General features: G+C 62.4%; 28 protein-coding genes. 16 read left to right on the top strand and 12 right to left on the bottom strand.

Annotation, left to right across the window (positions count from 1 at the left end):
* The first annotated feature begins 38 nt into the window (after positions 1-38).
* The 9 genes from DMO26_RS11570 to DMO26_RS11530 all read left to right on the top strand — a co-directional run bounded on the left by DMO26_RS11570 (position 39) and on the right by DMO26_RS11530 (position 10471).
* The gene (locus tag DMO26_RS11570; protein WP_226951268.1) at positions 39-1718 is read left to right on the top strand and encodes a GumC family protein; all 1680 of its coding nucleotides are present in this window, start codon (positions 39-41) and stop codon (positions 1716-1718) included.
* Positions 1719-1727: 9 nt separating this feature from the next.
* A complete protein-coding gene (locus DMO26_RS11565; protein WP_117192194.1) occupies positions 1728-3056 on the top strand; it encodes an O-antigen ligase family protein in 1329 nt (442 codons plus the stop codon).
* Complete coding sequence (locus DMO26_RS11560) at positions 3049-3822, top strand: polysaccharide deacetylase family protein (RefSeq protein WP_117192193.1); 774 nt, start codon at positions 3049-3051, stop codon at positions 3820-3822. Before DMO26_RS11565 ends, DMO26_RS11560 begins: the two co-directional genes overlap by 8 nt.
* A complete protein-coding gene (locus tag DMO26_RS11555; protein ID WP_117192192.1) occupies positions 3819-5081 on the top strand; it encodes a glycosyltransferase family 4 protein in 1263 nt (420 codons plus the stop codon). Before DMO26_RS11560 ends, DMO26_RS11555 begins: the two co-directional genes overlap by 4 nt.
* Before the next feature lie 418 nt (positions 5082-5499).
* Entirely contained in the window at positions 5500-6624 is a 1125-nt protein-coding gene (locus tag DMO26_RS11550) for a glycosyltransferase family 4 protein (protein WP_404947040.1), read from the top strand.
* Positions 6621-7688 carry a glycosyltransferase gene (locus tag DMO26_RS11545; protein ID WP_117192191.1) on the top strand — a complete coding sequence of 356 codons (1068 nt, stop codon included), beginning with the start codon at positions 6621-6623 and terminating at the stop codon, positions 7686-7688. Before DMO26_RS11550 ends, DMO26_RS11545 begins: the two co-directional genes overlap by 4 nt.
* Positions 7615-9786 carry a glycoside hydrolase gene (locus DMO26_RS11540; protein ID WP_117192190.1) on the top strand — a complete coding sequence of 724 codons (2172 nt, stop codon included), beginning with the start codon at positions 7615-7617 and terminating at the stop codon, positions 9784-9786. Before DMO26_RS11545 ends, DMO26_RS11540 begins: the two co-directional genes overlap by 74 nt.
* A gap of 70 nt (positions 9787-9856) precedes the next feature.
* Positions 9857-10072, top strand: coding sequence for a hypothetical protein (locus DMO26_RS11535; RefSeq protein ID WP_117192189.1), 216 nt, complete (start codon positions 9857-9859; stop codon positions 10070-10072).
* A gap of 183 nt (positions 10073-10255) precedes the next feature.
* Positions 10256-10471, top strand: a complete 216-nt coding sequence (locus tag DMO26_RS11530) for a hypothetical protein (RefSeq protein WP_117192188.1) — start codon at positions 10256-10258, stop codon at positions 10469-10471.
* Positions 10472-10513: 42 nt separating this feature from the next.
* On the opposite strand, the gene DMO26_RS11525 is transcribed toward DMO26_RS11530, so the two are convergent.
* Complete coding sequence (locus DMO26_RS11525; protein ID WP_117192187.1) at positions 10514-11026, bottom strand: ferritin-like domain-containing protein; 513 nt, start codon at positions 11024-11026, stop codon at positions 10514-10516.
* 168 nt (positions 11027-11194) lie between these two features.
* On the opposite strand from DMO26_RS11525, the gene DMO26_RS11520 reads away from it, so the two are divergent.
* The 4 genes from DMO26_RS11520 to DMO26_RS11505 all read left to right on the top strand — a co-directional run bounded on the left by DMO26_RS11520 (position 11195) and on the right by DMO26_RS11505 (position 13508).
* Positions 11195-11401 carry a hypothetical protein gene (locus tag DMO26_RS11520; protein WP_162894822.1) on the top strand — a complete coding sequence of 69 codons (207 nt, stop codon included), beginning with the start codon at positions 11195-11197 and terminating at the stop codon, positions 11399-11401.
* A gap of 70 nt (positions 11402-11471) precedes the next feature.
* Positions 11472-11663 (top strand): hypothetical protein, encoded by a 192-nt coding sequence (locus tag DMO26_RS11515; RefSeq protein WP_117192321.1) that lies wholly within the window; start codon positions 11472-11474, stop codon positions 11661-11663.
* A gap of 36 nt (positions 11664-11699) precedes the next feature.
* Positions 11700-11909, top strand: a complete 210-nt coding sequence (locus tag DMO26_RS11510; protein ID WP_117192185.1) for a hypothetical protein — start codon at positions 11700-11702, stop codon at positions 11907-11909.
* Positions 11910-12005: 96 nt separating this feature from the next.
* The gene (locus DMO26_RS11505; protein WP_117192184.1) at positions 12006-13508 is read left to right on the top strand and encodes a phospholipase D-like domain-containing protein; all 1503 of its coding nucleotides are present in this window, start codon (positions 12006-12008) and stop codon (positions 13506-13508) included.
* Here the strand turns inward: DMO26_RS11505 and DMO26_RS11500 are convergent.
* The gene (locus DMO26_RS11500; protein ID WP_117192183.1) at positions 13488-14429 is read right to left on the bottom strand and encodes a putative bifunctional lysylphosphatidylglycerol flippase/synthetase; all 942 of its coding nucleotides are present in this window, start codon (positions 14427-14429) and stop codon (positions 13488-13490) included. The two genes, DMO26_RS11505 and DMO26_RS11500, sit on opposite strands and share 21 nt — an antisense overlap.
* 65 nt (positions 14430-14494) lie before the next feature.
* On the opposite strand from DMO26_RS11500, the gene DMO26_RS11495 reads away from it, so the two are divergent.
* The gene (locus tag DMO26_RS11495; protein WP_117192182.1) at positions 14495-15259 is read left to right on the top strand and encodes an endonuclease/exonuclease/phosphatase family protein; all 765 of its coding nucleotides are present in this window, start codon (positions 14495-14497) and stop codon (positions 15257-15259) included.
* Between the two features lie 4 nt (positions 15260-15263).
* Here the strand turns inward: DMO26_RS11495 and DMO26_RS11490 are convergent, their stop codons facing one another.
* The 5 genes from DMO26_RS11490 to DMO26_RS11470 form a co-directional block, all read right to left on the bottom strand.
* Positions 15264-15944 carry a phosphoribosyltransferase gene (locus DMO26_RS11490; protein WP_117192181.1) on the bottom strand — a complete coding sequence of 227 codons (681 nt, stop codon included), beginning with the start codon at positions 15942-15944 and terminating at the stop codon, positions 15264-15266.
* 132 nt (positions 15945-16076) lie between these two features.
* The gene (locus DMO26_RS11485) at positions 16077-16337 is read right to left on the bottom strand and encodes a hypothetical protein (RefSeq protein ID WP_226951266.1); all 261 of its coding nucleotides are present in this window, start codon (positions 16335-16337) and stop codon (positions 16077-16079) included.
* Positions 16338-16357: 20 nt separating this feature from the next.
* Complete coding sequence (locus DMO26_RS11480) at positions 16358-16564, bottom strand: hypothetical protein (RefSeq protein WP_117192180.1); 207 nt, start codon at positions 16562-16564, stop codon at positions 16358-16360.
* A gap of 47 nt (positions 16565-16611) precedes the next feature.
* Complete coding sequence (locus DMO26_RS11475; RefSeq protein ID WP_117192179.1) at positions 16612-16881, bottom strand: hypothetical protein; 270 nt, start codon at positions 16879-16881, stop codon at positions 16612-16614.
* Positions 16882-17258: 377 nt separating this feature from the next.
* Positions 17259-17813 (bottom strand): helix-turn-helix domain-containing protein, encoded by a 555-nt coding sequence (locus DMO26_RS11470; protein ID WP_117192178.1) that lies wholly within the window; start codon positions 17811-17813, stop codon positions 17259-17261.
* Positions 17814-17912: 99 nt separating this feature from the next.
* Between DMO26_RS11470 and DMO26_RS11465 the strand changes: the two genes are divergently transcribed.
* Positions 17913-19286 (top strand): LLM class flavin-dependent oxidoreductase, encoded by a 1374-nt coding sequence (locus DMO26_RS11465; protein ID WP_117192177.1) that lies wholly within the window; start codon positions 17913-17915, stop codon positions 19284-19286.
* 28 nt (positions 19287-19314) lie between these two features.
* Complete coding sequence (locus DMO26_RS11460) at positions 19315-20547, top strand: MFS transporter (protein WP_117192176.1); 1233 nt, start codon at positions 19315-19317, stop codon at positions 20545-20547.
* On the opposite strand, the gene DMO26_RS11455 is transcribed toward DMO26_RS11460, so the two are convergent.
* The 5 genes from DMO26_RS11455 to DMO26_RS11435 form a co-directional block, all read right to left on the bottom strand.
* Complete coding sequence (locus tag DMO26_RS11455) at positions 20548-22068, bottom strand: globin-coupled sensor protein (RefSeq protein WP_117192319.1); 1521 nt, start codon at positions 22066-22068, stop codon at positions 20548-20550.
* A gap of 142 nt (positions 22069-22210) precedes the next feature.
* Positions 22211-23026, bottom strand: a complete 816-nt coding sequence (locus tag DMO26_RS11450) for an ABC transporter permease (protein WP_117192175.1) — start codon at positions 23024-23026, stop codon at positions 22211-22213.
* Positions 23023-23742 (bottom strand): ABC transporter permease, encoded by a 720-nt coding sequence (locus DMO26_RS11445; RefSeq protein WP_117192174.1) that lies wholly within the window; start codon positions 23740-23742, stop codon positions 23023-23025. Before DMO26_RS11445 ends, DMO26_RS11450 begins: the two co-directional genes overlap by 4 nt.
* Before the next feature lie 15 nt (positions 23743-23757).
* The gene (locus DMO26_RS11440) at positions 23758-24537 is read right to left on the bottom strand and encodes a transporter substrate-binding domain-containing protein (protein ID WP_117192173.1); all 780 of its coding nucleotides are present in this window, start codon (positions 24535-24537) and stop codon (positions 23758-23760) included.
* 32 nt (positions 24538-24569) lie between these two features.
* Complete coding sequence (locus DMO26_RS11435; RefSeq protein ID WP_117192172.1) at positions 24570-25343, bottom strand: ABC transporter ATP-binding protein; 774 nt, start codon at positions 25341-25343, stop codon at positions 24570-24572.
* Between the last annotated feature and the right edge of the window lie 198 nt (positions 25344-25541).

Raw genomic sequence — 25541 nt, 5'->3', positions numbered from 1 at the left:
GTCTTTGCAATGCATAGCCTGCAGGGCTGGAGGTGTCTATGTACCGGCCGAAGGAGCCTCAAAACCGACGACCCGAGGCCTATCCTGCGCCTGCGGGCCGCGGCACCGGCATGACCTATCGCGGCTCCCTTCTCGATCGGATAGACGAAGACCGTTTCAACGATAGAGCGATGGACCGACGTCGTTTCGAAGATCACGGCGACGACGAGGACGACATCTACGGCGACCGCCGTGCCCAGCCCACGACCCGCAATGCAGCGCCCCGCGAAGGCTTCGCCGAGTCCGACGAGCCGCGCAGATCGGCACTCGACGGCGTTCTGGAGGCTCAGATCGCCAGCCTTTCGGAAATCGGCATCGGCGACATCCTGTCCTGGCTGCGCGGCGGATTGCGCTGGATCATCCTCGTCACCGTGCTCTGCGTGATCGCCGCCTTCGTCTATGCAGCCACCGCGACACCGCGCTACACGGTCTATACCGACATCATCATCGATCCGCAGAACCTCAATGTCGTCAATGACGACGTGTTCGCCTCGAACCCTCAGCGGGATTCGCAGCTGCTCCAGGTGGAAAGCACATTGCGTGTGCTGACCTCCCGCAATGTCCTGAAACAGGTCATCGCCGACATGAACCTCACCGAGGATCCCGAATTTACCCGGCCGAGTCCGCTCGAACCACTCTTCCGGATGATTTCCGGCAAGCGGCCGCCCCAGGACAAGGAACTCGCCGTGCTGATGGAACTCGGCGACCGCGTCGGTGCAAGCCGCGAGGAACGCTCCTTCGTTGTTACTCTCGGGGTCTGGACCGGCGATCCGGAAAAGTCGGTGAAGCTTTCCGAGGCGATCGTGCGTGCTTTCGAGATGGAGCTCTTCACCTCGTCCGCCGAAAGCGCCGGCCGCATCGCCGCGACCCTCAACGGCCGGCTGGACGAATTGCGCAAGGCGGTGACGGACGCCGAGGAAAAGGTCGAGCAGTTCAAGCGCGACAACAATATCCAGGCGTCCAATACCGGCGAGCTCGCCAGCAGCCGCATTTCGAGCGCGCTCGACACCCAGGTTCTCGATGCCCAGCAGCGGTTGATCCAGGCCGAGGCCCGCTACAATCAGATGCGCTCCGCCGTGGCCGATCGGCGCGCCGTGACGGCCACGATCTTCGACAGCCCCGGCATGCAGACACTGCGGACGAGCTACAATACGCTGCAGCAGCAGATCGGCTCCTTGACCCTGACATACGGTGCACGCCACCCGCGGCTGATCTCGATGCAGTCGGAAAAAGCAGCGCTCGAAAAGGCGATCGGCGACGAGGCCAACCGCATCCTCGAAACCGCCAAGACCGATGCCGACCAGGCGCGGGCGGCGCTTGCCCAGCTGCGCGGCAAGGCGGATGCGGAGCGTACCACCGTCTATACCAACAACGACGCGCAGGTGCGCCTGAGGGAACTGGAGCGCGACGCGCGCGCCAAGGCCGCCGTCTACGAGACCTACCTCGGCCGTACCCACCAGATCACCGAACGCCAGCAGATCGATACCAGCAACGTCCGGGTGATTTCGCCGCCGGTGCCGCCGAAATCAAAAAGCTGGCCGCCGCGCACCATCATCCTGCTTGCAGCGGGCGGCGTCGCCGGCGTGATGCTCGGTGCCGGCCTTGCGCTCGTCCTGGGGCTTAACGGGCATCTTGCCGCCGCGCGCCGCCGCTTTGCCTACCGGCAGCGATACGCATAGGAGCTGGACATGCGCAGCATGGTAGCTCAGGAGGTCGCGGCGCCGGATGTCGACAGGAACGTGGTCGGCGCCCTGCTCTTCCTCGGCATATTCCTGTTCTTCTGGGTCACCACCAACCCCTATGTGGATCTGCGCGGCGAGGCCATCCTCGATCCGTCGGCCGGAAATTCCAACCGCCTGAACCAGATCGTCACCCTGGCGCTGGCCGGCAGCATGATGATCTTCGGCTTCCTCAACCCGCTGCGCTCGATCATCCTGCAGCCGCGCGGGCTGCTCGGGCTGACCTTCGGCTGGTTCCTCTTCACGTCGCTTCTGTCGAACTATCCCTTCCTCGGCATCAAGGCGCTGATCCTCGCGATCATCACCATCGTCAATGCGGCGATCTTCCTCCTCCTGCCCGCTTCCGAACGGCAGTTCGGCAAGCTGCTCGCCATCGGCACGCTGATCATGCTGGGTTTTGCCTATTTCGGCGTGATGTTTCGGCCGGAACTGTCGATCCATCAGGCATCGGAGCTGCGCGAACCGACGAATGCGGGTTTCTGGAGGGGCCATTTCGCCCACAAGAACAGCGCCGCCGCCGCCATGGTGATCGCCTCCTTCTCCGGCTTCTTCATCATGTCGGTATGGTCGCGCGTCATCGGTCTGGCGATCGTCGTGCTCTCCTGCTTTTTCCTGATGCATACCGGCGGCAAGACCGCGTCGGCCATGCTGCCTGCCGTGCTTCTGATCGCCTGGTTCTTCGAGCGCTACCGGATGCTGCGCATTCCGATTGCCGTCGGAGGCGTCGCGGCTTTCAATCTGATCGCGGTCGGCTCGGCCGTGATCAAGCCTTTTCGCGAACTGGTGAACAGTTTCGGGATCGATCCGACCTTCACCAACCGCGCCGATATCTGGCGCTTCGCATTTTCGGCGATCTCCGAACGGCCTATCACCGGTTACGGCATCAACAGCTTCTGGCAGACGAAGGAGATCGTCTATAGCGGCGACTCGATCGCCACCTGGGCCACCGCCGCCTATAACGGCCACAATTCCTATCTCGATATCTGGCTGCAGACGGGCCTGCCCGGCCTGATCCTGACGCTCTTCTTCGTGCTGTTCCTGCCGCTGCGCGATCTGTCCAGAGCCGATCCGGAAGGCAGCCAGTCGAACGTCACGAGACTGTTCATGCGCATCTGGCTCTACGTGCTCTTCAATGCCGGGCTGGAAGCCATCTTCTTCGATAGCGGCAGCTTCATGTGGTTCATGTTTGCGGTGGCGCTTTATTCGTTCAGGTTGCGGGGAGCCGATCTGGTGAACGCACCGAAGGCGACCGCCAGAAGGGCACCGGCGCATGCCTGACCTGCTGAAGAACCTTGACGGCCTGATCGACCGGGCGAGCAACCGGCTGATCTGGAAGATTGCATCGCGCACGCGGATCGTCGCGACTAGCCGCCCGATCGTTTCCTTCACCTTCGACGACGTGCCCGATACCGCGCTGACCAACGGGGCGGCGATCCTTGAAAAATACGGAGCGCAAGGTACATTCTACATCGCAGGCGGTCTCGAAGCCCGGGTGGAATCGGACCGTACGCTGATCGGCCGGGAGGGCTGTCTCGATCTCTTCCGGCGCGGCCACGAGATCGGCTGCCACACGTTTGCGCATCACCGCGTCCGCTCCTATGGCGGAGCGCTTTCGGCGGACCTGGACGCCAATGCACGTTATCTCGACGAGGCCGGCATCACCCGGGCCGCAACCAATTTCGCCTTTCCCTACAATTCCGCCTGGCCCCTGGCGCGGCAAGAGCTCGGCCGCCGCTACCGGACCTGCCGCGGCGCCGGCGAGGCGATCAATCGCGGCCCCGTGGATCCGCTGATGCTGAAATCGGTGGAGATCCGCCAGCCGGAGGACCACGCCAAGAGGCTTACCGGCTGGATCGACGACGTCGCGGCCAATCCCGGCTGGCTGGTATTCTTCACCCACGATATCGCCGACAGGCCGACGCCCTACGGCTGCACGCCGGCGACCTTCGAACATCTGGTCCGTCACGCCCGCGAACGCGGCTGCGAGATCCTGACCGTCGATGCTGCGACGCGTGCCCTCGGCTGGGAGGTCGATCCAAGATGAATGCTCCGGTAGCGATCAAGGCGGCAGCGGCGGACACGCGCCGCCTCCTCAATATCAACAACTACTTCTACCGGCGCGGTGGCGCCGAGACGGTGTTTTTCGACCACACGGCGCTGTTCGAGGAGATCGGCTGGGATGTCGTGCCTTTCGCGATGGAGCACGAGAACAACCTGCCTTCCCCCTGGTCCGACTATTTCGTCTCGGAGATCGAATACGGCCGCGAGATCGGCTTCAAGGACAAGGTCGTGCAGGCGGCCAAGGTGATCTATTCCTTCGAAGCCCGCGACAAGATAAGGCGGCTGATCGACCGGGCACGGCCGGATGTCGCGCACGCCCACAATATCTATCACCACATTTCTCCGGCGATCTTCCCGGTCCTGAAAGAGGCCGGCATTCCGCTGATCATGACCGCGCATGACCTGAAGCTCGCCTGCCCTTCCTACAAGATGCTGCGCGACGGCCGGATCTGCGAGGCCTGCAGGGGCGGCCGCATTCACAACGTCGCGATCCATCGCTGCGTCAAGGATTCGCTGACGCTCAGCACCGTAGTGCTTGGCGAGACGATCATCCACCGGACGCTCGGTCTCTACCGCAACACCATCGACCGCATCGTCGTGCCGAGCCGCTTCTATCGCGAGAAGCTGATCGAATGGGGCTGGCCGGCGGAAAGGCTGGTGCATATCCCGAATTTCGTCGATGCGGAGCGCTTCTCGACCGATTGGGCGGAGGGCGACTACTTCGTTTTCGCCGGTCGCCTGGCGCCGGAAAAGGGCATCGCGACGCTCATTCGGGCCGCGGCGAAAGCCAAGCAGAAACTGGTGATCGCCGGCACCGGCGAGGAAGAGGCGATGCTGAAGAGTCTCGCAGAATCCACCGGCGCCGACGTGACCTTTGCCGGTTATCTTTCCGGCGAGAAACTTTTCCAGCTGATCGGACAGTCCCGCGGGCTGGTGCTGCCGTCGGAATGGTACGAGAACGCGCCAATCAGCATTCTGGAAGCCTATGCGCTCGGCCGGCCGGTGATCGGCGCTGCGATCGGCGGCATTCCGGAAATGGTCTACGAAGGGGAAACGGGCCTGACCGCCAAAGCAGGTTCGGTTGAGGATCTGGCAGAAAGGCTTGCCGACCTCGCCTCTCGGCCAGCCGCAGAGCGCGCGGCAATGGGCTTGAAAGGCCGCAACTGGGTTCTCCAGGAGTTTTCGCGGCATGCCTACCGGCAGCGGATGCTTGATCTTTACCAATCTCTTAGCAGCCGCTGACGGCTGAAATCGGCATTTCCCGAAATAGGGCGGTGTCCCGCAAATTTTTCCGCCCGTTTGCCCAATAACCGGACAGTTTCCCTAAAATCCTAATGTTTTACTTACGGGGTTAGGAAGGTTCCTTCCGTAGAAAAGGCTCCAGGAAATGATTTCTGGACCCTGGCAGATGGACAAGAAAACCAACGTTTCGAACAAGCGTCACCCGCAGTCTGCCCGGAAGCTTCCGGACAACCTGACGTCGATCGAGCAGATCCCCGCCCAACTGCTGCAGGCCCAGGCTCTTCCGCATCCGAGCCCTGCCGGGCAGGAGCGCATCGAACGCGTTATCCTCAGCCAACTGCCGCGACTGTCCCCCGCCCTGCCGGATACCGTCCAGGGTCACGATACCCTTGCCGGCCGCGACACCCGCCGCCGGGTCATGATGCTCGGCCTGCGCGGCATTCCCGGAATACAGGGCGGTGTCGAAAAACATGTCGAGATGCTCGCACAGGAACTCGCCGCTCGGGCTTGGGATGTCGAGATTATCGCCCGCCGCCATTATCTCGCCGACAAGGCGTCCGCCACCTGGCGCGGCATCCGCATCACGCCGCTCTGGGCGCCGAGATCCATGTTCCTGGAAGCCTTCACGCACACGCTTTTCGGCGTGTTCTACGCGGCTTTTCGGCGTCCCGACATCCTGCACATCCATGCCATCGGTCCCGGCCTCCTGGCGCCGCTCGCCCGCTTCCTTGGGCTCAAGGTGGTCGCGACCCACCACGGTTACGACTACGACCGGGAAAAATGGAGCCCGCTTGCAAAGCGCGTCCTGAGGCTCGGCGAGCGGCTGTCGATGCGCTTTTCGAACGCCAGGATCGCGGTCTCGCGCGACGTCACCGAAACGATGAAGCAGAGATATGGGAGGGAAGTCGCCCATGTCCCGAACGGCGTGACCGTAAGGCCGAGCCTCGTCGGCAAGGCGACGCTCGACCGCTTCGGCCTGCAGCGCCGGCGTTACATCGTTATGGTCGCCCGTTTCGTGCCGGAAAAGCGCCAGACGGATCTGATCGCCGCCTTCGAAAAGCTTGACCGGCCGGATTGGAAACTCGCCCTGGTCGGTGGCGCCGATCACCATGGCACGCCCTATGCCAAGGAGATCGAGGCCATGGCGGCGCGCGTCCCGAACGTCGTGCTGACGGGTTTCCAGAGCGGCGAGGACCTTGCGGCGCTGTTCTCTCAGGCGGGTCTTTTCGTCCTTCCATCCCTTCACGAGGGCATGCCCATTTCGCTTCTCGAAGCGATGAGTTACGGATTGCCGGTGCTGGCAAGCGACATCGTCGCCAACCACGAGGTCGACCTGCCGCCGGAGGACTATTTCCCGGCCGGAAACGTCGATGCGCTTGCCAAGGCGCTGGCCCGCAAGCTCGACGAGCCTTTCGGCCAGGAAATCGCGCTGGCGCGCATTCGCGAGGTGGAGCAGACCTATGCCTGGCCTTCCATCACGCGAAGCACTCTGGCAGTCTATAAATCGGTACTGGCCCGCGGAAGCAGGAAGGAACGGCGGTGAGCGTATCGATCATCATCAAGACGCTGAACGAGGCGAAAAGGATCGCCCGGACGATCGAATTCGCGCTTGCCGGCCTGCCCGGTGGACGCGGTGAGGTGATCGTCGCCGACAGCGGCTCCAGGGATGCGACGATCGAAATCGCATCCCGCTACCCGGTGCGGATCGTGCAGATCGAAAGTCCGGCACGACCGAGCTGCGGCATCGGCCCCCAGCTCGGCTTTCAGTATGCGCGCTACGACTTCGTTTGCCTGCTCGACGGGGACATGGATCTCGATCCGGAATTCCTGCCCGAAGCGCTGGCCTTTCTCGACCGGCATCCGAAGACCGGCGGCGTGACGGGCCATGTCGAAGAGATGATGCTCGACAATCTCGAATATGCCCGCCGCGTCCAGCGCAACGCGCCGGAAAACCGAATCGGCGCCATAGACCGGATGAACGGTGGCGGGCTTTATCGCCGGGCAGCAATCGAAAGCGTCGGTTACCTGACGGACAGGAACCTGCACGGCTACGAGGAATTCGACCTTGGGATCCGGTTGCGCCACGCCGGCTGGGACCTCCACCGGCTCGATCGGCGCTTCGTCCGGCATTACGGCCACAGCGTCAATTCCTATCGCCTGCTTGTCCGCCGCTGGCAGACCAAGTATCTGTTCGGCATCGGCGAGGTGCTGCGCGCCTCGACCGGCAAACCCTATTTCCGGCAGATGTTGCGGGAATTGCCCGAGCTCAAGCTCTGGGCTCTCGTGCTTGCCTGGATCGCTTTCTCGCTGGCGCTGCTGATCGTCATACCCGACAAGCCCGCCGCCCTCGCGTTCGTCGCCGGCATCTTTGCCGCAATCGTCGCGCTGATGTCCTGGCGCAAGGGCGGCCTGAAGATGGGGCTTTATACGGTCGTGGCCTGGCTGTTCCACGCCGCGGCCGTGCCCGTCGGCTTTTTTGCGTCCCGGCGTGATCCGCGCGAATGGGTCGAGAGCTGGCAATTCGGAGATACGGATGAGACGACTGGTCCGAATACTGGCAGCGGCCCTGGCGCTCGCAGTCTCGACGCCCGAAGCCTGGCCGGCTGACTGGCTACCCCTCCGCGAAACCGCGCTCATCATTGCGCCGGGTAGCCCCCTCGATTTTTCGGGCTTCCTGCCGAACGACCTCACCGGTCAGGGCAACCGGATCGTCGTGGGGGCGAACGGGCATCTGGCAAGGGCGAGCACTCCCGACAAGCCTGCCCGCCTTTTCTGCGCGTCGCTCGGATGGAGCCCGGCGTCCGGCGGTTTCCCGGATCATGCGGAGGCCGACATCTATGCCGAACAGCTCGCCATGCGCGGCTACAACATCGCCCGCTTCTACTTCCTCGATGCAAGCCTGATGAACGGGCGCAACCGGGATTTTGACTTCGATCCCGACGTGCTCGACCGCATCCGATATCTGATGGCCGCGCTGAAGAAGAACGGCATTTCCTGGATGGTCGACGGCCTGACCTCCTGGCGGGGCGGGTATGGCGGATACGACGATCGCTGGGACCCGTCGGAAGGCGGAAAACTTGCGCTCTATTTCGACGACCGTGCGTTTGCGCACTGGAAGCGGCTGCAGCAGGAGATCCTCACCAAGGTCAATCCCTATACCGGCGTCGCGCCGATCCGCGACGAGGCGCTCGCAGTCGTCATTCTCGCCAACGAGAACGGCATCGAGTTCGACAGCGTCCTCAACGAGAAGCCGGGCAAGCCGAACTACAGCGACATGCTGCGCCGGCCGTTCAACGCATGGCTCAGGGCGAAATACGGCTCGACGCAGAAATTGCGTGCCGCCTGGCCGGACCTGAAGGCCAATGAGCGGCTGGAAAACGCTTCCGTATATCCGCCCGCCAACCGATACGACGACGGCCCGCGCCATCGCGATCTGCAGGCGTTTTTTGTCGAGACCGAACGCAAGTCGGCCGAAAAGCTGACCAGGGCCATCCGCGATCTCGGCTATCGCGGCATCGTCAGCACCTACAACAACTGGGCGACGATACAGACCAGCCTCAGCCGTGCCGGCCTTCAGGCCGTCACCATGAACACCTACCAGGACTGGGTGAGCGGCTACGATCCGGGCTCGAAGATCGAAAACAAGAGCTCGATCGGCGATGCCGGCGCCTATATGCGTTACGCGGCGGCGGCGCGCTGGCTCGGCAAGCCGTTTGTGCTCAGCGAATACGACCATCTCTTCTGGAGCCGCTACCGCTATGAGGCAGGGCTGATGATGCCGGCCTATGCGGCACTGCAGGGCTGGGACATGCTTTGCCGCCACGGCCATGGCCCGATCGCGCTGCAATATGGCGAGCCCTACCCCCACAAACGCGCCATGCTGCCCTATGCGATCGCGCTCGATCCCGTCGCCCGCGCCGGGGAGACGCTTGCGGCCCTCCTCTACCGGCGCGGCGACGTCGCCTCGTCGCCCAACACCATTCCCTTGCTGGTGCGCGGCGAGGAGGACCTGACGGAGGACGTGCAGGCCGCCGAGCCGGATGCCTTGACCGAACTGTCGCTGGTTTCCCGTATCGGCCTCGAAAGGTCGGACGGACTGCGTCGGCCGCTGGCCGCCAATCAGCCGCGCGGCGAGGTGGATGCGGTCAAACTCCTCGCCGCACTGAAGGAAGCCGGCTCCCTGCCGAGGAACAACCGCACCGACCCCGGAAAAGGCATTTTCGAGAGCGATACGGGCGAATTGCTGCTGGATCGGCAAAAGCTTCGCCTGACGCTGTCGACGGCGCATACCGAGGCCGCGGCCTTCGCTTCACTCGAAGATCCGATCGATCTCGGGACGGTCCGGATAGCGCGCGGAGATCGGAGCGCTCTTTTCGCGGTTTCAGTCCTCGACGGGGCTTCGACGCTTGAAGCAGCGAAGCGGATGCTGCTGATCTTCGCGACCGATGCCCGCAACACCAATATGCGCTTTCGCGATAGTGAGGAGAAGGTGATCGAGGATTTCGGCTCCCTGCCGGTACTGCTGCGAAAGGGCAGGCTTTCGGTGGAATTCAAGAACCGCAGCGGCCGCTGGCGGCTTTCGCCGGTCGGACTGGACGGCGTGGTGCACGCGCCGTTGCAGAGCGCCAACGGGCCGCTGCGCTTCGATCTCTCCAATGACACCCCCGCCGGGCCGACGACCTTCTTCCTTGTCGAAACAGATTGATCCGGCCTCGGATCAAAAACCTGTTTCGCGGGTTTCTTTCCCGATGGAAGAAAGACAAGGAGCAGATCTCATGGCCAATGCGAATTCGAAACACATGGGTTCGGCAACCTCCGGGAAAGGCAGCGGCAACGGCGCCATGACCGATATCGACAAGGACATTCTTCCGGACAATATGGTTCTTTCCAACCGTGACAAGGCCCAGCATTCGCGGGAGCGGGGATTGGATGGCAAGGCGATTCAGACGGAGCAGTTTCACGATCACGAATCGAACCGACTGAACGACTGAACACGCCCCCCTTCACGGCTGAGTGAGAGAAGGACACAAAGCGGTCTCTGCGACGGCGGTACCCGGTTCCTCCCTTGCAAAAGGAAGGATAAAGAGTAGTCTTGGTTGATCGTCGGCAATCGAAAAGGCACAGTCGGCGACCGGAAGACGTGAAGCGCTTCCGCCCCAAAGGAGGCCGAGACTATGAATGCGGCAGTCCTGACGAATACCTTCGAACCGAGCGAGCTGGCATTCTTGCAGCGCTTTTTCGATGATTTCTGTGCTGAGCATGGGCTCGCGGGCGGCAGCCATGGAGCAAACGACCTGGCTGCCCGGATCATCGCCCTCTATCAGCAGGGAGTGCGGGACGAAAAGAACCTCCACTTCCAACTCAGCGCCTCGGTGGCGCCCAAAAGCTGATTTCATGCCAGCCGCCTCGGAGGCGGCTGGCCCATTTCCCGCTTATCGTTTTGCCATAAGATCCCGCTCGTCCCGCATCAGGAAGATTCGGGTGATCGTGTCCAGATTGGCCTCGAGCCAACCCGCCATGGCGATTTCCTCCGCCAGAATGCGTTCGAAAACGACCTTTGCTTCCTCCTCATCGAGCTCATCGGCTGCGGCGATCAGGACGCGATAACTGGCGATTTCGAGATGCTCGAAAGCGTAGCCCGCCATCGCTCCCTTCACGACCTCGTCGCTGGTCAGCATGCCGCTGACCCCTTGGGCCTTCGCCGTGAGCTTGGCGGCAATGTCCTTGAGGGCGAGGACGCCGCCTTTGCCGGCAAATTGATCGAGGAGATCCTTCAGAGCCCGGGCATGCGCCTCGGTTTCGGAAAGGTGCTGGATGATCCTGGCCTTGAGATCCGGGTAGCTCTCGATCCGCCGTGCCTGATCGGTTAGCATGGTGACCGCCTGCTCTTCCATGGCATGCGCCGCGCGAAGCCAGGCCAGGAAATTATCTCGGGCATGTGTCATTCGCATCTCCTCGCAAATTCGATGTGTCTCTCCGGCAGCAGATGGCGCGATGCAGGATTTCAACCCCCGAAGGCATCGGAAGTTCCTCTTCACCCATCCGGGCGGAACTTTTACAGCCTTCTGCGAATTGTCATCCTTGCAAATTCACCAGCCATGGAAGGCAAGACCATGACGCGGACGACCAAGGCGAATTCGATTCTCGGAGGGATCATCCTGTTGTTCCTTCTGCTCGCGATCGGATATTACGTCGCCGGCCCTTCGGCCGACACGGCGCAGGCTCCGAACAACCCCGCAGCGACCGACACGGCGCGGACACCGTCGCCGGCCCCCACCCCGGGGACGGATCCGACGAGTACCGGTTCCACGAACCGTTGAGACGGCAATTTGCGAGGAACAATCGCCATATCGGGTTGTTGTGGGTAGAGTAACAGGGAGCAGATCCATGATGCCCAATCCTCGCGAACCGAGCGAACAGCCGCCGATGCCGGCGCCCATCTGGACGCCGGAACCGCCGATCAACGAACCGGAACCCGACAGACTGCCGGACGAAACACCGCTGCCCAATCCCGACGAAAACCCCAACCCGCCGGCTTATATGCCGCCCGCCAGCTTGGCTCTCCACCGAGAGGCCGCGTGAGAGATAGCGATCCTCACCAGAACCGGGAAGTTTGCCATGAACATTCACAGCCGCACGCATTCCCGCACGCATTCCCATGAGAGGAACTTGCAGGACACGAAGCGCGATCAGCCAGCCAAGGCGGGCCTCGGGAAACTGCTGGTCGCCGCGGCGATGATCTTGCTGGGACTGATCCTCATCGTCGGGCTGTTCGGTGACGGCACGAGCGATTTCACAGCACCGAAGCCGCAGACGATCGTCCAATAGGCCGGCCGGAGCGGCTCGATGTTCCGCAGCCTCACGGGTGGGAACAAATTGCAAAATTCCTGCGTTCCCCTATCATCGCATGACGAGGTGGCGCAGGTGGACGCGACGACGCAGCCGATCCCTTACGGGCAGGAAGTTCAATTCGATCCGATCATTCGACCCGGCCGCAATGCCTGGCGCAGCGCTAAAGCTGAAAAGCTAGCCTTCCTGATCGACGCGGAAGATTATTTTCGCCGCCTGGACCAGGTCCTGCGGCAGGCGGAGCGTTCGATCTTCATCATCGGCTGGGATTTCAACCCCGAAATCCGTCTGCGACCTCGCGACGCGGGCGATGAGACCCTGGGCGCATTGCTGCGCCGACTGGCGGACGAAAAACCGGCACTCGAAATCCGCATCCTTGTCTGGGGCATGGGGCCGGTTTATTCGGGCAAGAGCCTGAAGATGTTCGGTAAGATGGAGTGGAGCGACCATCCTCGCATCCGCCTCGAATTCGATTTCGGCCATCCCCTGCGCGCCAGCCACCACCAGAAGATCGTCGCGATCGACGACCGTACCGCATTTCTCGGCGGCATAGATCTGACCGCGCGCCGCTGGGACGACCGGACCCATGCGGCCGCCAATCCGTTGCGTCGCTCGCCGGACGGCACGCCTTACGGACCCGTTCACGACATGCAGACGGTCGTCGCCGGCGAGAGCGCCAGGCTGATCGGCGATGTCGCCCGCCGGCGCTGGCAGAGGGCGACCAGGGAGGTTGTGAAACCCGTTGGCCCGCCCGGCGAAGGACTGTGGCCGGATGATCTCGAACCGGCGCTGATCCACTGCAATACCGGCCTTGCGCTGACCGAAGCTTGGAAATGGAAAGGCCACCGCGGCCATCGCGAAGCCATTCGCCTTACCCATGATGCGCTGAGGGCCGCCAAACATCATCTCTATATCGAGACCCAGTATCTGGCCTCCTTTGGTGTGGCGCGCACGCTCGCCAAGCGGTTGAGGCAGTCCGACGGGCCGGAGATCGTCGTGATCGTCACTCGCGAGTCTCACGGCTTCCTGGAAAAGCTGATGATGGGGCACAATCGCAACCGGTTGATCCGCCGCCTGAAACGGGCCGACCGCCACGGTCGCCTGCGCGTCTTCTACGCCGCCGTGCCCGACGGAAAGGGCGGCGAGCAGGAGATCATCGTCCATTCCAAGCTGATCATCGCCGACGACCGTTTCGTGCGCGTCGGGTCGTCCAACCTCAACAACCGTTCGGAAGGGCTGGACACGGAAGCCGACCTTGCCGCCGAAACCAACGACCCGGCCGGTCGACGAGCGATTGCGGCGCTGCGCAACGATCTTCTGGCCGAACACCTGGATGCCGAGCCGTCCGAAGTGGCGCGGATCATCGCGGAAACCGGATCGATGGTAGCAGCCGTCGACCGCCTGAACATAAAGCCGCGCGGCCTGCGGGCCTTCGACGTGGATACGGAAAAGGGAGAGACGGAATCGCTCGTCGGTACCGGCATCATCGATCCGAAACAGCCTTTCTGGCCGATCCCGGAAATAAAGGGCGGCTTTCGGCGGCTATTCTCCCGTCTGTCACATCACCGTTTGCTTTGAATAACGTCCGCCGCGATGTCGATAATAGGCTTCGCTCACGAGAAAGGTCGGCATGCCGATCGTCAACGGAACAAAGAAATAAAGTGCCCGAAACGCCACCAGCGCCCCGATCGACGCGGAGGATGGCAGGATGCTCAGCATCGTTGCTTCCAGAACACCGAGTCCGCCCGGCACATGGCTGATCAGCGCGGCCATGTTGGCGGTGACATAGGCGCTCGCCACCTCCAGATAGCCGGCATCGGTGAAGCTTGCCAGCAACTGGTGGATAGAAGCCGCGACGCAGGCGAAATTCAGCGTGCCGACGACGATCTGGCCGAGCGCAAGCCTCGGCACGGGCGGTTCGAAACGCCAGCGGCGGAGAACGACGGGCCGAGGGAGGAAAATGCAGATCATCAGATAAGCAGCCGGGATTGCAAGGCAGAGAAGACCGATCGCAATCCGTGCCGGGGCGCCGAGACCAAGCAGATCGGCGGCATCGACGGGACGGAGAAGCAGCGCCAGACCGGCAAGCGTCGCGAGCCCGAGACCGACGGTCGCGCCGCAGAAGACGATCACCTTGGCGATGTCCTCTCCCGTCAACCCCCAGCGGGAGTAGAAGCGGTAACGCACCGCACCGCTGCTCAGCGCCGCGAGCCCGACATTGTGACCGATCGACAGCGCGGTGAAGGAGGCAAGCGCCGCCTGCCGATAGGCGAGAGGTTTACCGACATAGCGCAGGGCAAGCGTGTCGAAACCGGTGAGGCAGAGATAGGAGAGAATAACGAAGGAAAACGCGGAAGCGAGCTTGGCGCCGGTGATCGACCGGACCGCCTCCTCGATCTCGTCCAGCGTATAACGTGCAAGGCTGCGGTAGATCAGCACGGTTGCCAGACAGATCGCGACCCCGACGAGGAACTTCAGGAAATAGCGTCTGGCAGTCATGGTTCCTCTCAGAAGCGGCGGTATATGAACGGGAACGAAAACGCGGCAAAGGTGTTCCCTGCGCTATGAACGATCCCGCATCTCCCTCCGCCGGTTCGCCGCCGCCCGCAAGGCACCGCCTGAAAATCCTGAGCTACAACGTCCATAGTTGCATCGGCACCGATCGCAGGCTCGATCCCGCCCGAATTGCCGAAGTGATTTCGGCTCTGGAACCGGACGTCATCGGCCTGCAGGAACTGGATGTCGGCCGCAGCCGCACCGGAGGGGTGGATCAGGCTCACGCCATCGCTTCGCTTCTCGAAATGGGGTTCCATTTTCATCCGGCCCTCAAGGTCGCGGAGGAGAAATATGGCGACGCTATCCTGACGGCGCTTCCCGCCCGCATGGTCAAGGGCGACGGATTGCCGTCGACGGGCGAACAACGTGGCGCGGTGTGGATCGAGATCGAGATCGGGGCCAAGAAAGTGCAGGTGTTCAATACGCATCTCGGCCTGATGAGCGGCGACCGGATGCAGCAGATCGGCGAGCTTCTCGGCCCCTCGTGGATGGGGGATCCCGCCTGCCACGACAATCCCCGGATTCTGATCGGTGATTTCAATGCCATTCCGCTGACCGCGACATACAAAGCCATCGCCCGTCACTTGGCCGATGCGCAGCGCCAACCCGGCGGAAAGCCGGCAGCCACCTTCCCGTCGCGATTTCCACTCCTCCGGATCGACCACATCTTCGTTTCATCGGAGATCAAAGTCGTGGAAACAAAAGTGATTTCGACACCGCTGGCGCGCCGCGCCTCCGATCACCTGCCGCTGCTGGCAACGGTGGAGCTCTGAGCTTTTAATGGATCATCCGGGTGAGCCTGCGGGCCTCCTTCAGGAGTCGGACCACATCCTGATCGGTCGTCTCGGCGAAATCGCGGTAGTGCATGCTCACCGCTTCCATGTGCTCCGGGGCCGAAAGGCAGACGACTTCGTCGACCTCCTCCCGCAGCGTTTCGAGGAGTTCGCGCGGAGCGACGGGCACCGCGACGCGGATCGATCCGACGCCCATCTCCTTCAGCGCATGAATGCCGGCACGGATCGAGACCCCGTTGGCAATGCCGTCGTCCACGAGAATGATGTCGCGGCCCGCATGGTCGTGATCGCGTGGTTCGTCCTCGCCGAAATACATGCGGTGGCGGCGTTCGATTTCGGCGAGCTGATGGTCGCGCTCGGTCGCCAGATAGCCTGGGGGAACGTGAAAATGACGGGCCGCCGCCTCACTCACAACGACATGCGGCTCCTTGCCGTCCACCACCGCGCCGATGCCATATTCCGGATGGCCGGGCGCACCGATCTTGCGGACGATCAGGAGATCGAGCGGTGCACCGAGCCGTTGCGCCACCTCGAATGCGACCGGAACACCGCCGCGCGGCAGCGCCATGATGATCGGATCGTGGAGCGGTGCCGCTTGCATGGCTTCCGCAAGCTGCCGACCGGCGTCTTCGCGATTGGAAAAAGTAGGGCTCGAATCGAACATGCCATCCTCCCACACGATAGCGGCGCAGCCCGCAGCCGCGCCCTCCTTGTCCAGCCCTTCAGGGCATCATACCATCGGCCAGACATCCGACAACCTCAAGGACACGGTTCTGGTTCCATTCTCTAGGGTGGATCAGGAACCGCGGCCCTTGCGATGTTCGCTTTCCTGATTGACGCCGCGGACGATCGACGGATCGTCATGAAGGGAAACATCCGCCGCTCGCATGTTGAGATTGTCACCTCGGCGAAAGGCCTCCTTGGCCGCTTCGCTGCGCGCGAGGTCCGGACCGGGGTCGAAATCCTTGTCCGCATTGGCGGTATTCACCTGTTTCCTGATAATGTCGCGCTGCTGCTGGCGGGTCTTGCTGCCCTGCATTTTCTTTTCGGCATGCATGATATTTCTCCTTCGGCAGATTATTTGTTGACCCGGCCCCGCTGATTGGGGTCCACCCCGCCGAAACTGGTCGTATCATTGGCGACGTCTCCTTCCTCGGTATTGTCGCCGGCGATCTCGTCCAGACCGGTGAAACGATCGAGCCCCTTGGACTGCCCGATACCCGGATCTTTCCTGAGATCGGCATCGTTCGGTTGGCGGGTCTTGAAATGCTTGGATGCGGACATGGGTCGTCCTCCTTCGTTCGGGATGAGCTGCAATGGGAACTGCGGCCTCAATGCTTCGTGCGGGACACAAACTTGTTGAAGCGGCTGGTCTTGCCGGCTTCCGTCTCGTCTTGGAAAAGGAAGGCAAGCTTGTTCGCGTCGAAGATCGAAAAGAAATCGTCCCATTCGATTTCCTCCAGCGCCTCTTCCGGTTTTCCGAAATCGACGCGCAGGATGCCGCCTTCTCCGGAGCCCTTGACGCGGGCCGGGTGGCCGCCGCGCTCTTCGATCCACTGGCGGATCTGCTTGTGATCCGTGGTCTCGACTGCCTTGCTCATGATCGCATTCTCCTTTCTGCATATAATTGCAGAACCGGATCGATCACCGATTGTTCCTCACCGAAACATGAGATTGAGATCACGTCGGGAACAAAACTCACGATTACGTGTTCACAGCGTGTCGGACGCCTGACCTCCACGCGTCCGGCGCGTCATAAGTACCCCCTCCCCAACTGGCGCTTCCCCTCCCGGGAAGCGTCTTTTCTTTCTGACATCAGGCTCGAACGACTTGCCGGGCACGGTCGACTTCACGAAGAATGTTGTTACCCAGGGTCGTTGCCCGCGCAATTTCAGGGCAGCGATGAGGGCCATGAGGTTCTTCTGTTTGGAAGACGGGGCCGGAATCTGCTGGCCGCCCGCCTGTTCCGGAGGGCCGATTACCGTCGGGTCAGGGCGACCACGTAACGGATTGGTTCCGAACCCGGATTGAAGAAGACGCAATCCGCCGGTGGGCCGAGTAGCAGGCAATCGCCTTCGGCGAGATGATGCAGCGTCCGGCCCTCCTGGAAATCCAACCGTCCGGACAAAACCCAGATCTGTTGATGCTGAAAGGCAAAGGCGGCTGCGGGATAGGGCACGCGCACGCCGGGCGGCAAAGAAACCTCCAGCAATTCCAGCAGGGAATTCGGCGGTGAGACGGCGCGCCGGGTATAGCCCGTCTCCGGATCGGTCCAAACCGGTTGTTCCGCCGCAAGCGCCACCTGCTCCTGCGCCCGTTCGGCGAGGGCCATCAGCACCGACAGCGGCAGACCGAAGGCGCCGGAAAGCCGGCCGAGGACAGTGGCCGTTGGGCTCGCCTCGCATCGTTCGATCTTGCTGATCATCGCCTTCGAGACGCCCGACTGTTCGGCAAGCTCGGCAAGCGACCAGCCTCGCGCCTCGCGCTCGATTTTCAATCGGGTGGCGATCGCCTGAACCGGATCCTTTTCCATCTGCTGCAGGCCGCTTGCCTTTCGTCAATCGTCTTCTATAGTGGACAAAATAACCCTATAAGAGACGGCATCCGTTTGCAATCGAATAAGGAAGATAACATGGGGAACGAAACTGGACGCGAAATCCGTTTCAACGCTTTCGACATGAATACGGTCGGCCATATCCAGCAAGGGCTCTGGGCGCACCCGCGTGACCAGTCGCATCGTTATGCCGAACTCCGCTACTGGACCGATTATGCGAAAAAACTGGAGGCAGGTCTCTTCGACGGCATCTTCCTCGCCGACGTGGTGGGCGTCAACGATGTCTATGGCGGCAGCAGTGCTGCCGCGCTGAAGGGCGCCGTACAGGTGCCCGTCAATGATCCGATGATGCTGCTGCCGGCCATGGCGGCGGTGACGGAGCATCTGTCCTTCGGCGTCACCGTCAACCTCACCTATGAGCCGCCCTTTCTTTTTGCCCGGCGCATGTCGACACTCGACCACCTCACCGGTGGGCGGATCGGCTGGAATATCGTCACCGGTTATCTCGACAGCGCCGCCAAGGCGATCGGCCTCGACGGCATGGCGGCCCACGACGACCGCTACGATCTTGCCGACGAATATATGGAGATCATGTACCGGCTGTGGGAGGGCAGTTGGGAGGACGACGCGGTCGTCGTCGACCGTGCGAACCACATCTATGCCGACCCGGCCAAAGTTCACAAGATCGACCACCAGGGCAAGCAGTACCGCCTCGACGCGCTGCATCTCTGCGAACCTTCGCCGCAGCGCACGCCCGTGCTTTATCAGGCCGGCTCCTCGACGCGCGGTCGGCAGTTCGCCGCGACCCACGCGGAATGCGTCTTCGTCAACGGCCAGAAGGTCGAAGGGGTGAAGGGCATCGTCGAGGATATCCGCGCCCGCGCGGTCGGATACGGCCGTCTGGCGGAGGATGTGAAGGTCTTCGTCGGCGCCACCATCGTCACCGGCCGCACCGAGAAGGAAGCCCGCGAGAAATTCGAGGACTACCGTGCCTATGCAAGTTCGGAAGGCGCGCTCGTACATGCTGCCGCCTCGCTCGGCATCGATTTCGCCAGGTACGATCTCGACGAACCGATCGAAACGGGGAAAAGCTCGGCGATCGTCTCGAATGTCGAAGCGATGACCCGCACCGCCGGCCCGCAATGGACGAAGCGCAAACTGCTCGAACAGATGGTGCTGGGAAGCCGTCAGGCGCCGATGGTGGGTTCGGCGGAGCAGATCGCCGACAATCTCGTCGCCTGGATGGATCAGGCGGGCGTCGATGGCTTCAATCTGTCGCGCACCGTGGTGCCGGAATGTTTCGACGACATCATCGAACTGGTGGTCCCGATCCTGCAGGAGCGCGGAATCTACAAAACCAGCTATCGCGAAGGCCCGCTTCGTGAAAAGCTGTTCGGATCACCGCGCCTGCCCGAGAGGCATATTGCGGCGAAATACCGGACGGCAGGATGAGCCTCGTATTCGACTTCGGTATCAACCCATGACGGCAGCCGCCTCCGATGTTCGGGCCTACGGTCGCTGGCGTATGCTGGCGCTCCTCTGCCTCGCGGTCGTGCTTTCCTTCTGCTGCTGGTTCTCCGCAAACGCCATAGCGCCGGAACTGAAGCGCGCCTGGTCGCTTTCGGAAAGCGCGGCGGCCTGGCTCACCAACGGCGTTCAGATCGGCTTCGTCATCGGCGCGCTGTCGGCAAGCCTGTTCAACCTGCCGGACCTTGTCCGCATGAACCGGCTGATGGCGGCATCCGCGCTGCTGGCGGCGCTTTCCAATGCCGCGCTGCTGCTGGAGCCGGGACCGGCCGGTGCCGTCCTTCTCCGCATGGTCACGGGTTTTGCCCTGGCCGGCGTCTATCCGCCGGCGTTGAAGCTCGTGTCGACCTGGTTCATCTCCGGCCGGGGGCTGGCGCTTGCCGGCGTCATCGGCGCGATCACCGCCGGCTCGTCGCTGCCGCATCTCTTTCGTGGCATGTCGTCCGCCATGGACTGGCGTTTCGCCGTGGCCCTGTCGAGCGCGGCTGCGCTCGGCAGCGCGGTCGTCTTCCTTCTTTTCACCCGCGAAGGCCCCTACCCTTTCGGCAAGGCGCTGTTCGACCCGCGCCAGGTCGGCCGGGTCCTGAGGGACCGAAACCTGCTGCTCGTCAACGGCGGCTACCTCGGCCATATGTGGGAACTCTATGCCATGTGGGCTTGGCTGCTCGCTTATCTGACCGCCGCGCTCGACACGAGCGGTACCGGCATCAGCAGTGACGCATCGCTCCTCACCTTCATCGCTGTCGCCTCGGGCGTCGCCGGCTGTTTTGCGGGCGGCGTGCTGTCCGATCGTTTCGGCCGTACGGCCACGACTGCGGGGCTGATGATCGTTTCCGGCGTCTGCGCGCTTCTGATCGGTATCGTCTTCGACGGCCCGTTCTGGCTGCTGGCGCTGGTGGTGATCGTCTGGGGCATTTCGATCATCGGTGATTCGGCGCAGTTTTCCGCTGCCGTCACCGAACTTGCCGACCGCAACTATGTCGGCACGGCGCTGTCGCTGCAAATGGGCATGGGATTTGCGCTGACCATCTTCATGATCTGGCTGATGCCGCATATCGCCGAGCTTCTCGGCGGCTGGCGCTGGACTTTCGTGCTGCTCGCGGTCGGACCAGCCTTCGGCGCCGCATCGATGCTGATCCTCAGACGCAGGCCGGAGGCCGCGCGACTGGCCGGCGGAAGACGCTGATCACGCAACCCGGCGACGGACATCCTGTTCGCGTGCCTGACGGTCGCGGGCAAGTCGTTCCGCACTCCGCGTCTTGAAGCCGCGCAGCGCCGTGACGAGCCGCTCCACGGCGTCGCGCAGGTCGGCCGTCTGTTTGGCGCTTTCCAGCACCATCGCCGAATTTTCCTGAGTCAGCGTGTCCATGCGGCTCAGCGCGCCATTGACCTCGTGGAGGCCGACGGACTGATGGCCCGCCTCGGTGGCGATCGTCCGGACGATCGAATTGATGTCGTCGATGCGCGTCGTGATCTGACCGAGCGCGGTGCCCGCATTGTTAACGAGGTCGACGCCAGCCTGGACTTGGCGCGAACTGTCTGAAATCAGGTCCTTGATTTCCTTTGCGGCATCGGCGCAGCGCTGGGCGAGCGCCCGCACCTCCTGTGCCACCACGGCAAAGCCGCGACCCGCCTCGCCCGCACGCGCCGCCTCGACGCCGGCATTCAGCGCCAGAAGGTTGGTCTGGAAGGCGATCTCGTCGATGACGCCGATGATCTTCGAAATCTCGTCCGAGGACCGCTCGATCTCACCCATGGCCGCCACGGCCTGTTTGACCACCGGTCCCGAGGCGCGCGCCTCCGAAAGGGCCACATCCACGGCGGATGCCGCCTTGCTGGCGCCTCCCGCCGTTCCCGACACACTCTGCGTCAATTGATGCAAGGTTGCCGAGCTTTCCTCCAGTCCCTGCGCCTGCTCTTCCGTGCGGCGAGCGAGATCCTGCGAGGCCTTGGTGATCGCATTCGTGCTGACCAATATCTCTTCTCCGGCATGCCGGACGGTCGCGAGCGTGATGCGCAGCTTCTCCGCGCTGTTGTTATAATCCTCCACCATGCGGCCGAAATTGACCGGCAGGTCATTGGACAGCCGGGCTTCCAGATCGCCCGTCGCAAGTCCCTTCAGCACATCGTCGAGAGCTTCGAGCGCGACCTCCTGCGCCTGATCGGCGGTCCGCTTATCCTCCTCGGCGCGCCGCCGCTCCTCCGCCTGGATGTCCAGGTAGACGGAGATCGAATAATCCATGTCGAGCATGGCCGCCTTGACCAGCGTGCTGATCTCTTTGGCAAGCTTCTGCGAATTGCCGCGGCCGAAACGCGAGGGCCAGTTCGCCGCCATCACGGTATGGATCAGGTGTTCCATGACGATCGCATAACCGCCGATATACCAGCGCGGATCAAGGCCGGCATGGGCGTGTGCGGCACCGACGGCCCTGACGCCTTCGACATAACGCTCGTCATACCTGGCTTCCGCCAGCACGTTCCAATGGCTCGCCTGCCGCTTCTTCGCAGCCTCCATATGCGACTGGCTGGAGAAGAAGCGGGCCGTATCGGGCGTCGACTGGATCTTCTTGTAAAGCGCTCCGAGCGCGGTCGCGAGGCTTGCGTCGATCATGGGGGCAAGGCGCTTCAGCACCGCCCGCGACTCCTGATCCAGACCGATGAAGTCCAGACGCTTCTGCAGTTCCCGTTTCTCTTCAGCCGACGACATCATGAGCCCCCAAATTCGCCGCAGCCGCGCAGCCCCCTGCGCGTGGAAATCTATATTGTGGATGTTAAGGTATAGGATCCCTTAATAAGGTGCCCTGAGAACTGACAGAGTCTTGGAATAGACCCAAAAAAGATTACATTTGTCAGGTTTCGCGCGTGGGAACCCGGCTTTCGAGGAAGCGGAAAGCAGCGACGAGGATGCCGGTGAGGCACAGGTAGATGAGCGCCAGCAGCAGCAACGGCTCGTAGGTCAGGAAGGTATCCTGTCTGACCCTGGAGATCACGGCATAGACATCGATGACCGTGATCGTCGCGACCAGCGGCGTGGACTTGAGCTGCAGCACGGTCTCGCCGGAAAGCGTCGGCAATGCCCGATGGATCGCCCGCGGCAGCCAGATACGCCGGAACATGGTGAAGCGCCCCATGCCGAACGCGCGCGCCGCCTCCAGCTCGCCCCGCGGCACGCCGGCGAAGGCCCCCCGCATCACCTCGCCCTCATAGGCGGCAAACGAGATCATCAGCGACGTAAAGCCGTAAGGCCAAGCTTGCCTCAGATAAGGCCACAGGAAGGAAGAACGCAGTTCCGGATACTGGGCGAAGATCGATCCGAGCCCGTAATACAGCAGCCAGAGTTGCAAGAGGATCGGCGTACCACGGATGATGCTGCAGAACCCCCTTGCAAGCCACGCAAGCGGCCGAGGTCCCGTGACCTGCACCAGCCCAATCGGCACCGCAAACAGAAAGCCGACGATCGAGCTCCAGAACAGCAGGATCAGCGTCTGCCAGACGCCATAGGCGAGCCGTTCGCCATAGCGCGGCAGCCAGTCCCAGCGCATGAACCATGCGGCGCAGAATACGATCGCCACGAAGACCGTCATGAGGAACAGCCGGTGCGGCTCGAACAGGCTGCGCGCCTTGGGCGGGATATAGGCCGGCATGATGAATGTCTCTTTACTCATGTCCACCCCGTCCTTGGCATGCCGCGCCGGGCATGCCGTTCTATCAACGCGATCACGATGTTCGAGACGAGCGTCACCAGAAGATAGAGCATACCGGCGGCAAGGTAGAAGGTCATGTAGGCCTTGGTGGAACCTGCCGCCTGGCGCGTCACCAGCGTCAGCTCGCTGAAACCGACGACGGCGAGCAGCGCCGTGTCCTTGGTGGCGATCATCCAGAGATTGGCAAGCCCGGGAATGGCATGGGGCAACATGGCCGGCAGCGTCACCCGCCGGAGCGTCAGCAGGGGCGACATGCCATAGGCCCGCGCCGCCTCGATCTGGCCGGACGGCACGGCCTTGATCGCCCCGCGCAGCACCTCCGTGGAATAGGCGCCCTGCACCACGCCGATCACGAAGATGCCGGCCGCAAGCCCGCTGATATCCACCGCCGGCAGACCGACGAGCAGGAAGAGCTGGCTCACCGCATCCGTGCCCGCATAATAGAGAAGCAGGATCAGCACCAGCTCCGGCACGGCGCGGATGACGGTCGTATAGACCTCCAGGAGATCACGCAGGATCGGCCCGCCATAAAGCTTGCCGAAGGCGCCGCCGACACCGATCGCGAGGCCAAGCAGGTATCCGCCTACGGCGAGCTCCAGTGAAGCCACAAGCCCGGCGAGCATGACGCCGCCCCAGCCGGGCGGCGAGAGCGAGAGGAGTTCGAGGCCGGACGGCATCCGGGGTCAGGCCGGTCAGCCGCCGTAGACGTCGAAGTCGAAATACTTCTTGGAGAACTTGTCGTAGGTGCCGTTGGCGCGGATCGCCTTGATGGCCGCGTTGATCTTGTTCTTCAGATCCGTCTCGCCCTTGCGCAGCCCCACGCCGACACCCGCGCCGAGAATGGCCGGATCGTCCTTTACATTGCCCTTCAGGTCGCAGCACTTGCCGGCGTCGGATTTCAGGAAGGCATCGAGCGCGATCGCGTCCGCCTGCACCGCATCCACGCGCCCGGCTGCAAGGTCCTGGTTCGCTTCGTCCTGTGTCTGGTATTCCTTGATCTCGGCAGCGCCGGGACCGAAATATTTGTTGGCGTAGTCCTGGTGAATGGTCGACACCTGCACGCCGATGATCTTGCCCTTGAGGCCTTCAGGCGTGGCGGCGAACTTCTCCGACTTCTGGCCGATGATGCCGGTCGGCGTGTTGTAATATTTATCGGAGAAATCGATCGTCTTCAGGCGCTCCTCGGTGATCGACATCGAGCCGATGATCATGTCGATCTTCTTGGTGGTCAGCGCCGGAATGATGCCGTCCCAGGCGACCGGGGTGATGACGCATTTGAGCTTTGCTTCGGCACAGATCGCATCCATGAAATCCACTTCCCAGCCGATCCATTTGCCATTCGCATCCGGCGAGGTGAAGGGAGGATAGGGCTCGGCGGCGAAACCGACCTTGAGTTCCTGTGCCTGCACGGCTCCGAACGAGGCAATCCCGATTGCGACCGCCATTGCCACGGTCCTGATGATGTTCTTCATGATCTTTTCCCCTTTTTCTATTTTGGTTTTAGTCAATGAATGGAGCTGATGAATTTCTTCAGCCGTTCTGATTTCGGAGCGCCGAAGAGCTGCTCGGGAGGCCCCTGTTCCTCGATGACGCCGCCATGCAGGAAGACGACGTGGTTGGAGACTTCGCGAGCAAATTTCATTTCATGGGTGACGAGAATCATCGTGCGCTTCTCGCGCGCCAGGCCGCCGATGACGGAAAGCACTTCGCCGACGAGTTCCGGATCGAGCGCCGAGGTCGGCTCGTCGAACAGCATGACGAGCGGCTGGATGGCGAGCGCCCGGGCGATCGCGGCGCGCTGCTGCTGACCGCCTGAAAGAAAGGCGGGATAGGCGTCGCGCTTCTCGTAAAGCCCGACGCGGCGCAGCAGCGTCTCGGCAGTCTCCACTGCCTTGTCTCTCGGCACCTTCAGCACATGCACCGGCACTTCGATCACGTTCTGCAGCACCGTCATGTGCTGCCACAGGTTGAAGCTTTGGAATACCATGCCGAGCCGGGAGCGAATGCGCTGCACCTGTTTGCGGTCGGCAGGCATCAGGCCGCCATGCCCGTCCTTCTTCATCGCGATCGTCTCGCCATGGATGGTGACCGTGCCGGCACTCGGCAGTTCCAGCATGTTGATGCAACGGAGAAACGTGGACTTGCCGGAACCCGAGCCGCCGATAATGGCAATCACATCGCCCTGCCGGGCCGTCAGCGATACGCCCTTCAAGACCTCCAGAGGGCCGAAACGTTTATGCAGGTTGGAGACTTCGATGGCTTGCGCCGAATCCGTCATGGACACCGTCCGCCAGCCTCGTATCCAAGGCCGATCCACACATTTGCACTGTTCCCCCAGCTTGTCGTTTTTGGTGCGCGCGACGCTGGTTTCGCGGCCCTGTGGAGAGAAGTCTGGCACTTGTGCAGGAATTATTCAAGCGTATAATAAGCTTCAAATCCGAAAAAAGAACGGCATCCGTCCGCATCGTTTTCCCGA

Source organism: Rhizobium terrae (assembly GCF_003425685.1).
GTDB lineage: Bacteria > Pseudomonadota > Alphaproteobacteria > Rhizobiales > Rhizobiaceae > Neorhizobium > Neorhizobium terrae.
This window is presented reverse-complemented; position numbering and strand designations above follow the sequence as displayed.

What these genes read in the sequence shown, in the direction of transcription:
- DMO26_RS11560 (WP_117192193.1), top strand. Translation starts at nt 3,049, where the DNA reads ATGCCTGACCTGCTGAAGAACCTTGACGGCCTGATCGACCGGGCGAGC.
- DMO26_RS11460 (WP_117192176.1), top strand. Translation starts at nt 19,315, where the DNA reads ATGACGGCAGCCGCCTCCGATGTTCGGGCCTACGGTCGCTGGCGTATG.
- DMO26_RS11495 (WP_117192182.1), top strand. Translation starts at nt 14,495, where the DNA reads ATGAACGATCCCGCATCTCCCTCCGCCGGTTCGCCGCCGCCCGCAAGG.
- DMO26_RS11535 (WP_117192189.1), top strand. Translation starts at nt 9,857, where the DNA reads ATGGCCAATGCGAATTCGAAACACATGGGTTCGGCAACCTCCGGGAAA.
- DMO26_RS11530 (WP_117192188.1), top strand. Translation starts at nt 10,256, where the DNA reads ATGAATGCGGCAGTCCTGACGAATACCTTCGAACCGAGCGAGCTGGCA.
- DMO26_RS11480 (WP_117192180.1), bottom strand. Translation starts at nt 16,564, where the DNA reads ATGTCCGCATCCAAGCATTTCAAGACCCGCCAACCGAACGATGCCGAT.
- DMO26_RS11555 (WP_117192192.1), top strand. Translation starts at nt 3,819, where the DNA reads ATGAATGCTCCGGTAGCGATCAAGGCGGCAGCGGCGGACACGCGCCGC.
- DMO26_RS11445 (WP_117192174.1), bottom strand. Translation starts at nt 23,742, where the DNA reads ATGCCGTCCGGCCTCGAACTCCTCTCGCTCTCGCCGCCCGGCTGGGGC.
- DMO26_RS11450 (WP_117192175.1), bottom strand. Translation starts at nt 23,026, where the DNA reads ATGAGTAAAGAGACATTCATCATGCCGGCCTATATCCCGCCCAAGGCG.
- DMO26_RS11440 (WP_117192173.1), bottom strand. Translation starts at nt 24,537, where the DNA reads ATGAAGAACATCATCAGGACCGTGGCAATGGCGGTCGCAATCGGGATT.
- DMO26_RS11475 (WP_117192179.1), bottom strand. Translation starts at nt 16,881, where the DNA reads ATGAGCAAGGCAGTCGAGACCACGGATCACAAGCAGATCCGCCAGTGG.
- DMO26_RS11435 (WP_117192172.1), bottom strand. Translation starts at nt 25,343, where the DNA reads ATGACGGATTCGGCGCAAGCCATCGAAGTCTCCAACCTGCATAAACGT.
- DMO26_RS11515 (WP_117192321.1), top strand. Translation starts at nt 11,472, where the DNA reads ATGCCCAATCCTCGCGAACCGAGCGAACAGCCGCCGATGCCGGCGCCC.
- DMO26_RS11455 (WP_117192319.1), bottom strand. Translation starts at nt 22,068, where the DNA reads ATGTCGTCGGCTGAAGAGAAACGGGAACTGCAGAAGCGTCTGGACTTC.
- DMO26_RS11485 (WP_226951266.1), bottom strand. Translation starts at nt 16,337, where the DNA reads ATGCATGCCGAAAAGAAAATGCAGGGCAGCAAGACCCGCCAGCAGCAG.
- DMO26_RS11550 (WP_404947040.1), top strand. Translation starts at nt 5,500, where the DNA reads ATGATGCTCGGCCTGCGCGGCATTCCCGGAATACAGGGCGGTGTCGAA.
- DMO26_RS11490 (WP_117192181.1), bottom strand. Translation starts at nt 15,944, where the DNA reads ATGTTCGATTCGAGCCCTACTTTTTCCAATCGCGAAGACGCCGGTCGG.
- DMO26_RS11570 (WP_226951268.1), top strand. Translation starts at nt 39, where the DNA reads ATGTACCGGCCGAAGGAGCCTCAAAACCGACGACCCGAGGCCTATCCT.
- DMO26_RS11500 (WP_117192183.1), bottom strand. Translation starts at nt 14,429, where the DNA reads ATGACTGCCAGACGCTATTTCCTGAAGTTCCTCGTCGGGGTCGCGATC.
- DMO26_RS11525 (WP_117192187.1), bottom strand. Translation starts at nt 11,026, where the DNA reads ATGACACATGCCCGAGATAATTTCCTGGCCTGGCTTCGCGCGGCGCAT.
- DMO26_RS11565 (WP_117192194.1), top strand. Translation starts at nt 1,728, where the DNA reads ATGCGCAGCATGGTAGCTCAGGAGGTCGCGGCGCCGGATGTCGACAGG.
- DMO26_RS11465 (WP_117192177.1), top strand. Translation starts at nt 17,913, where the DNA reads ATGGGGAACGAAACTGGACGCGAAATCCGTTTCAACGCTTTCGACATG.
- DMO26_RS11520 (WP_162894822.1), top strand. Translation starts at nt 11,195, where the DNA reads ATGACGCGGACGACCAAGGCGAATTCGATTCTCGGAGGGATCATCCTG.
- DMO26_RS11470 (WP_117192178.1), bottom strand. Translation starts at nt 17,813, where the DNA reads ATGGAAAAGGATCCGGTTCAGGCGATCGCCACCCGATTGAAAATCGAG.
- DMO26_RS11540 (WP_117192190.1), top strand. Translation starts at nt 7,615, where the DNA reads ATGAGACGACTGGTCCGAATACTGGCAGCGGCCCTGGCGCTCGCAGTC.
- DMO26_RS11510 (WP_117192185.1), top strand. Translation starts at nt 11,700, where the DNA reads ATGAACATTCACAGCCGCACGCATTCCCGCACGCATTCCCATGAGAGG.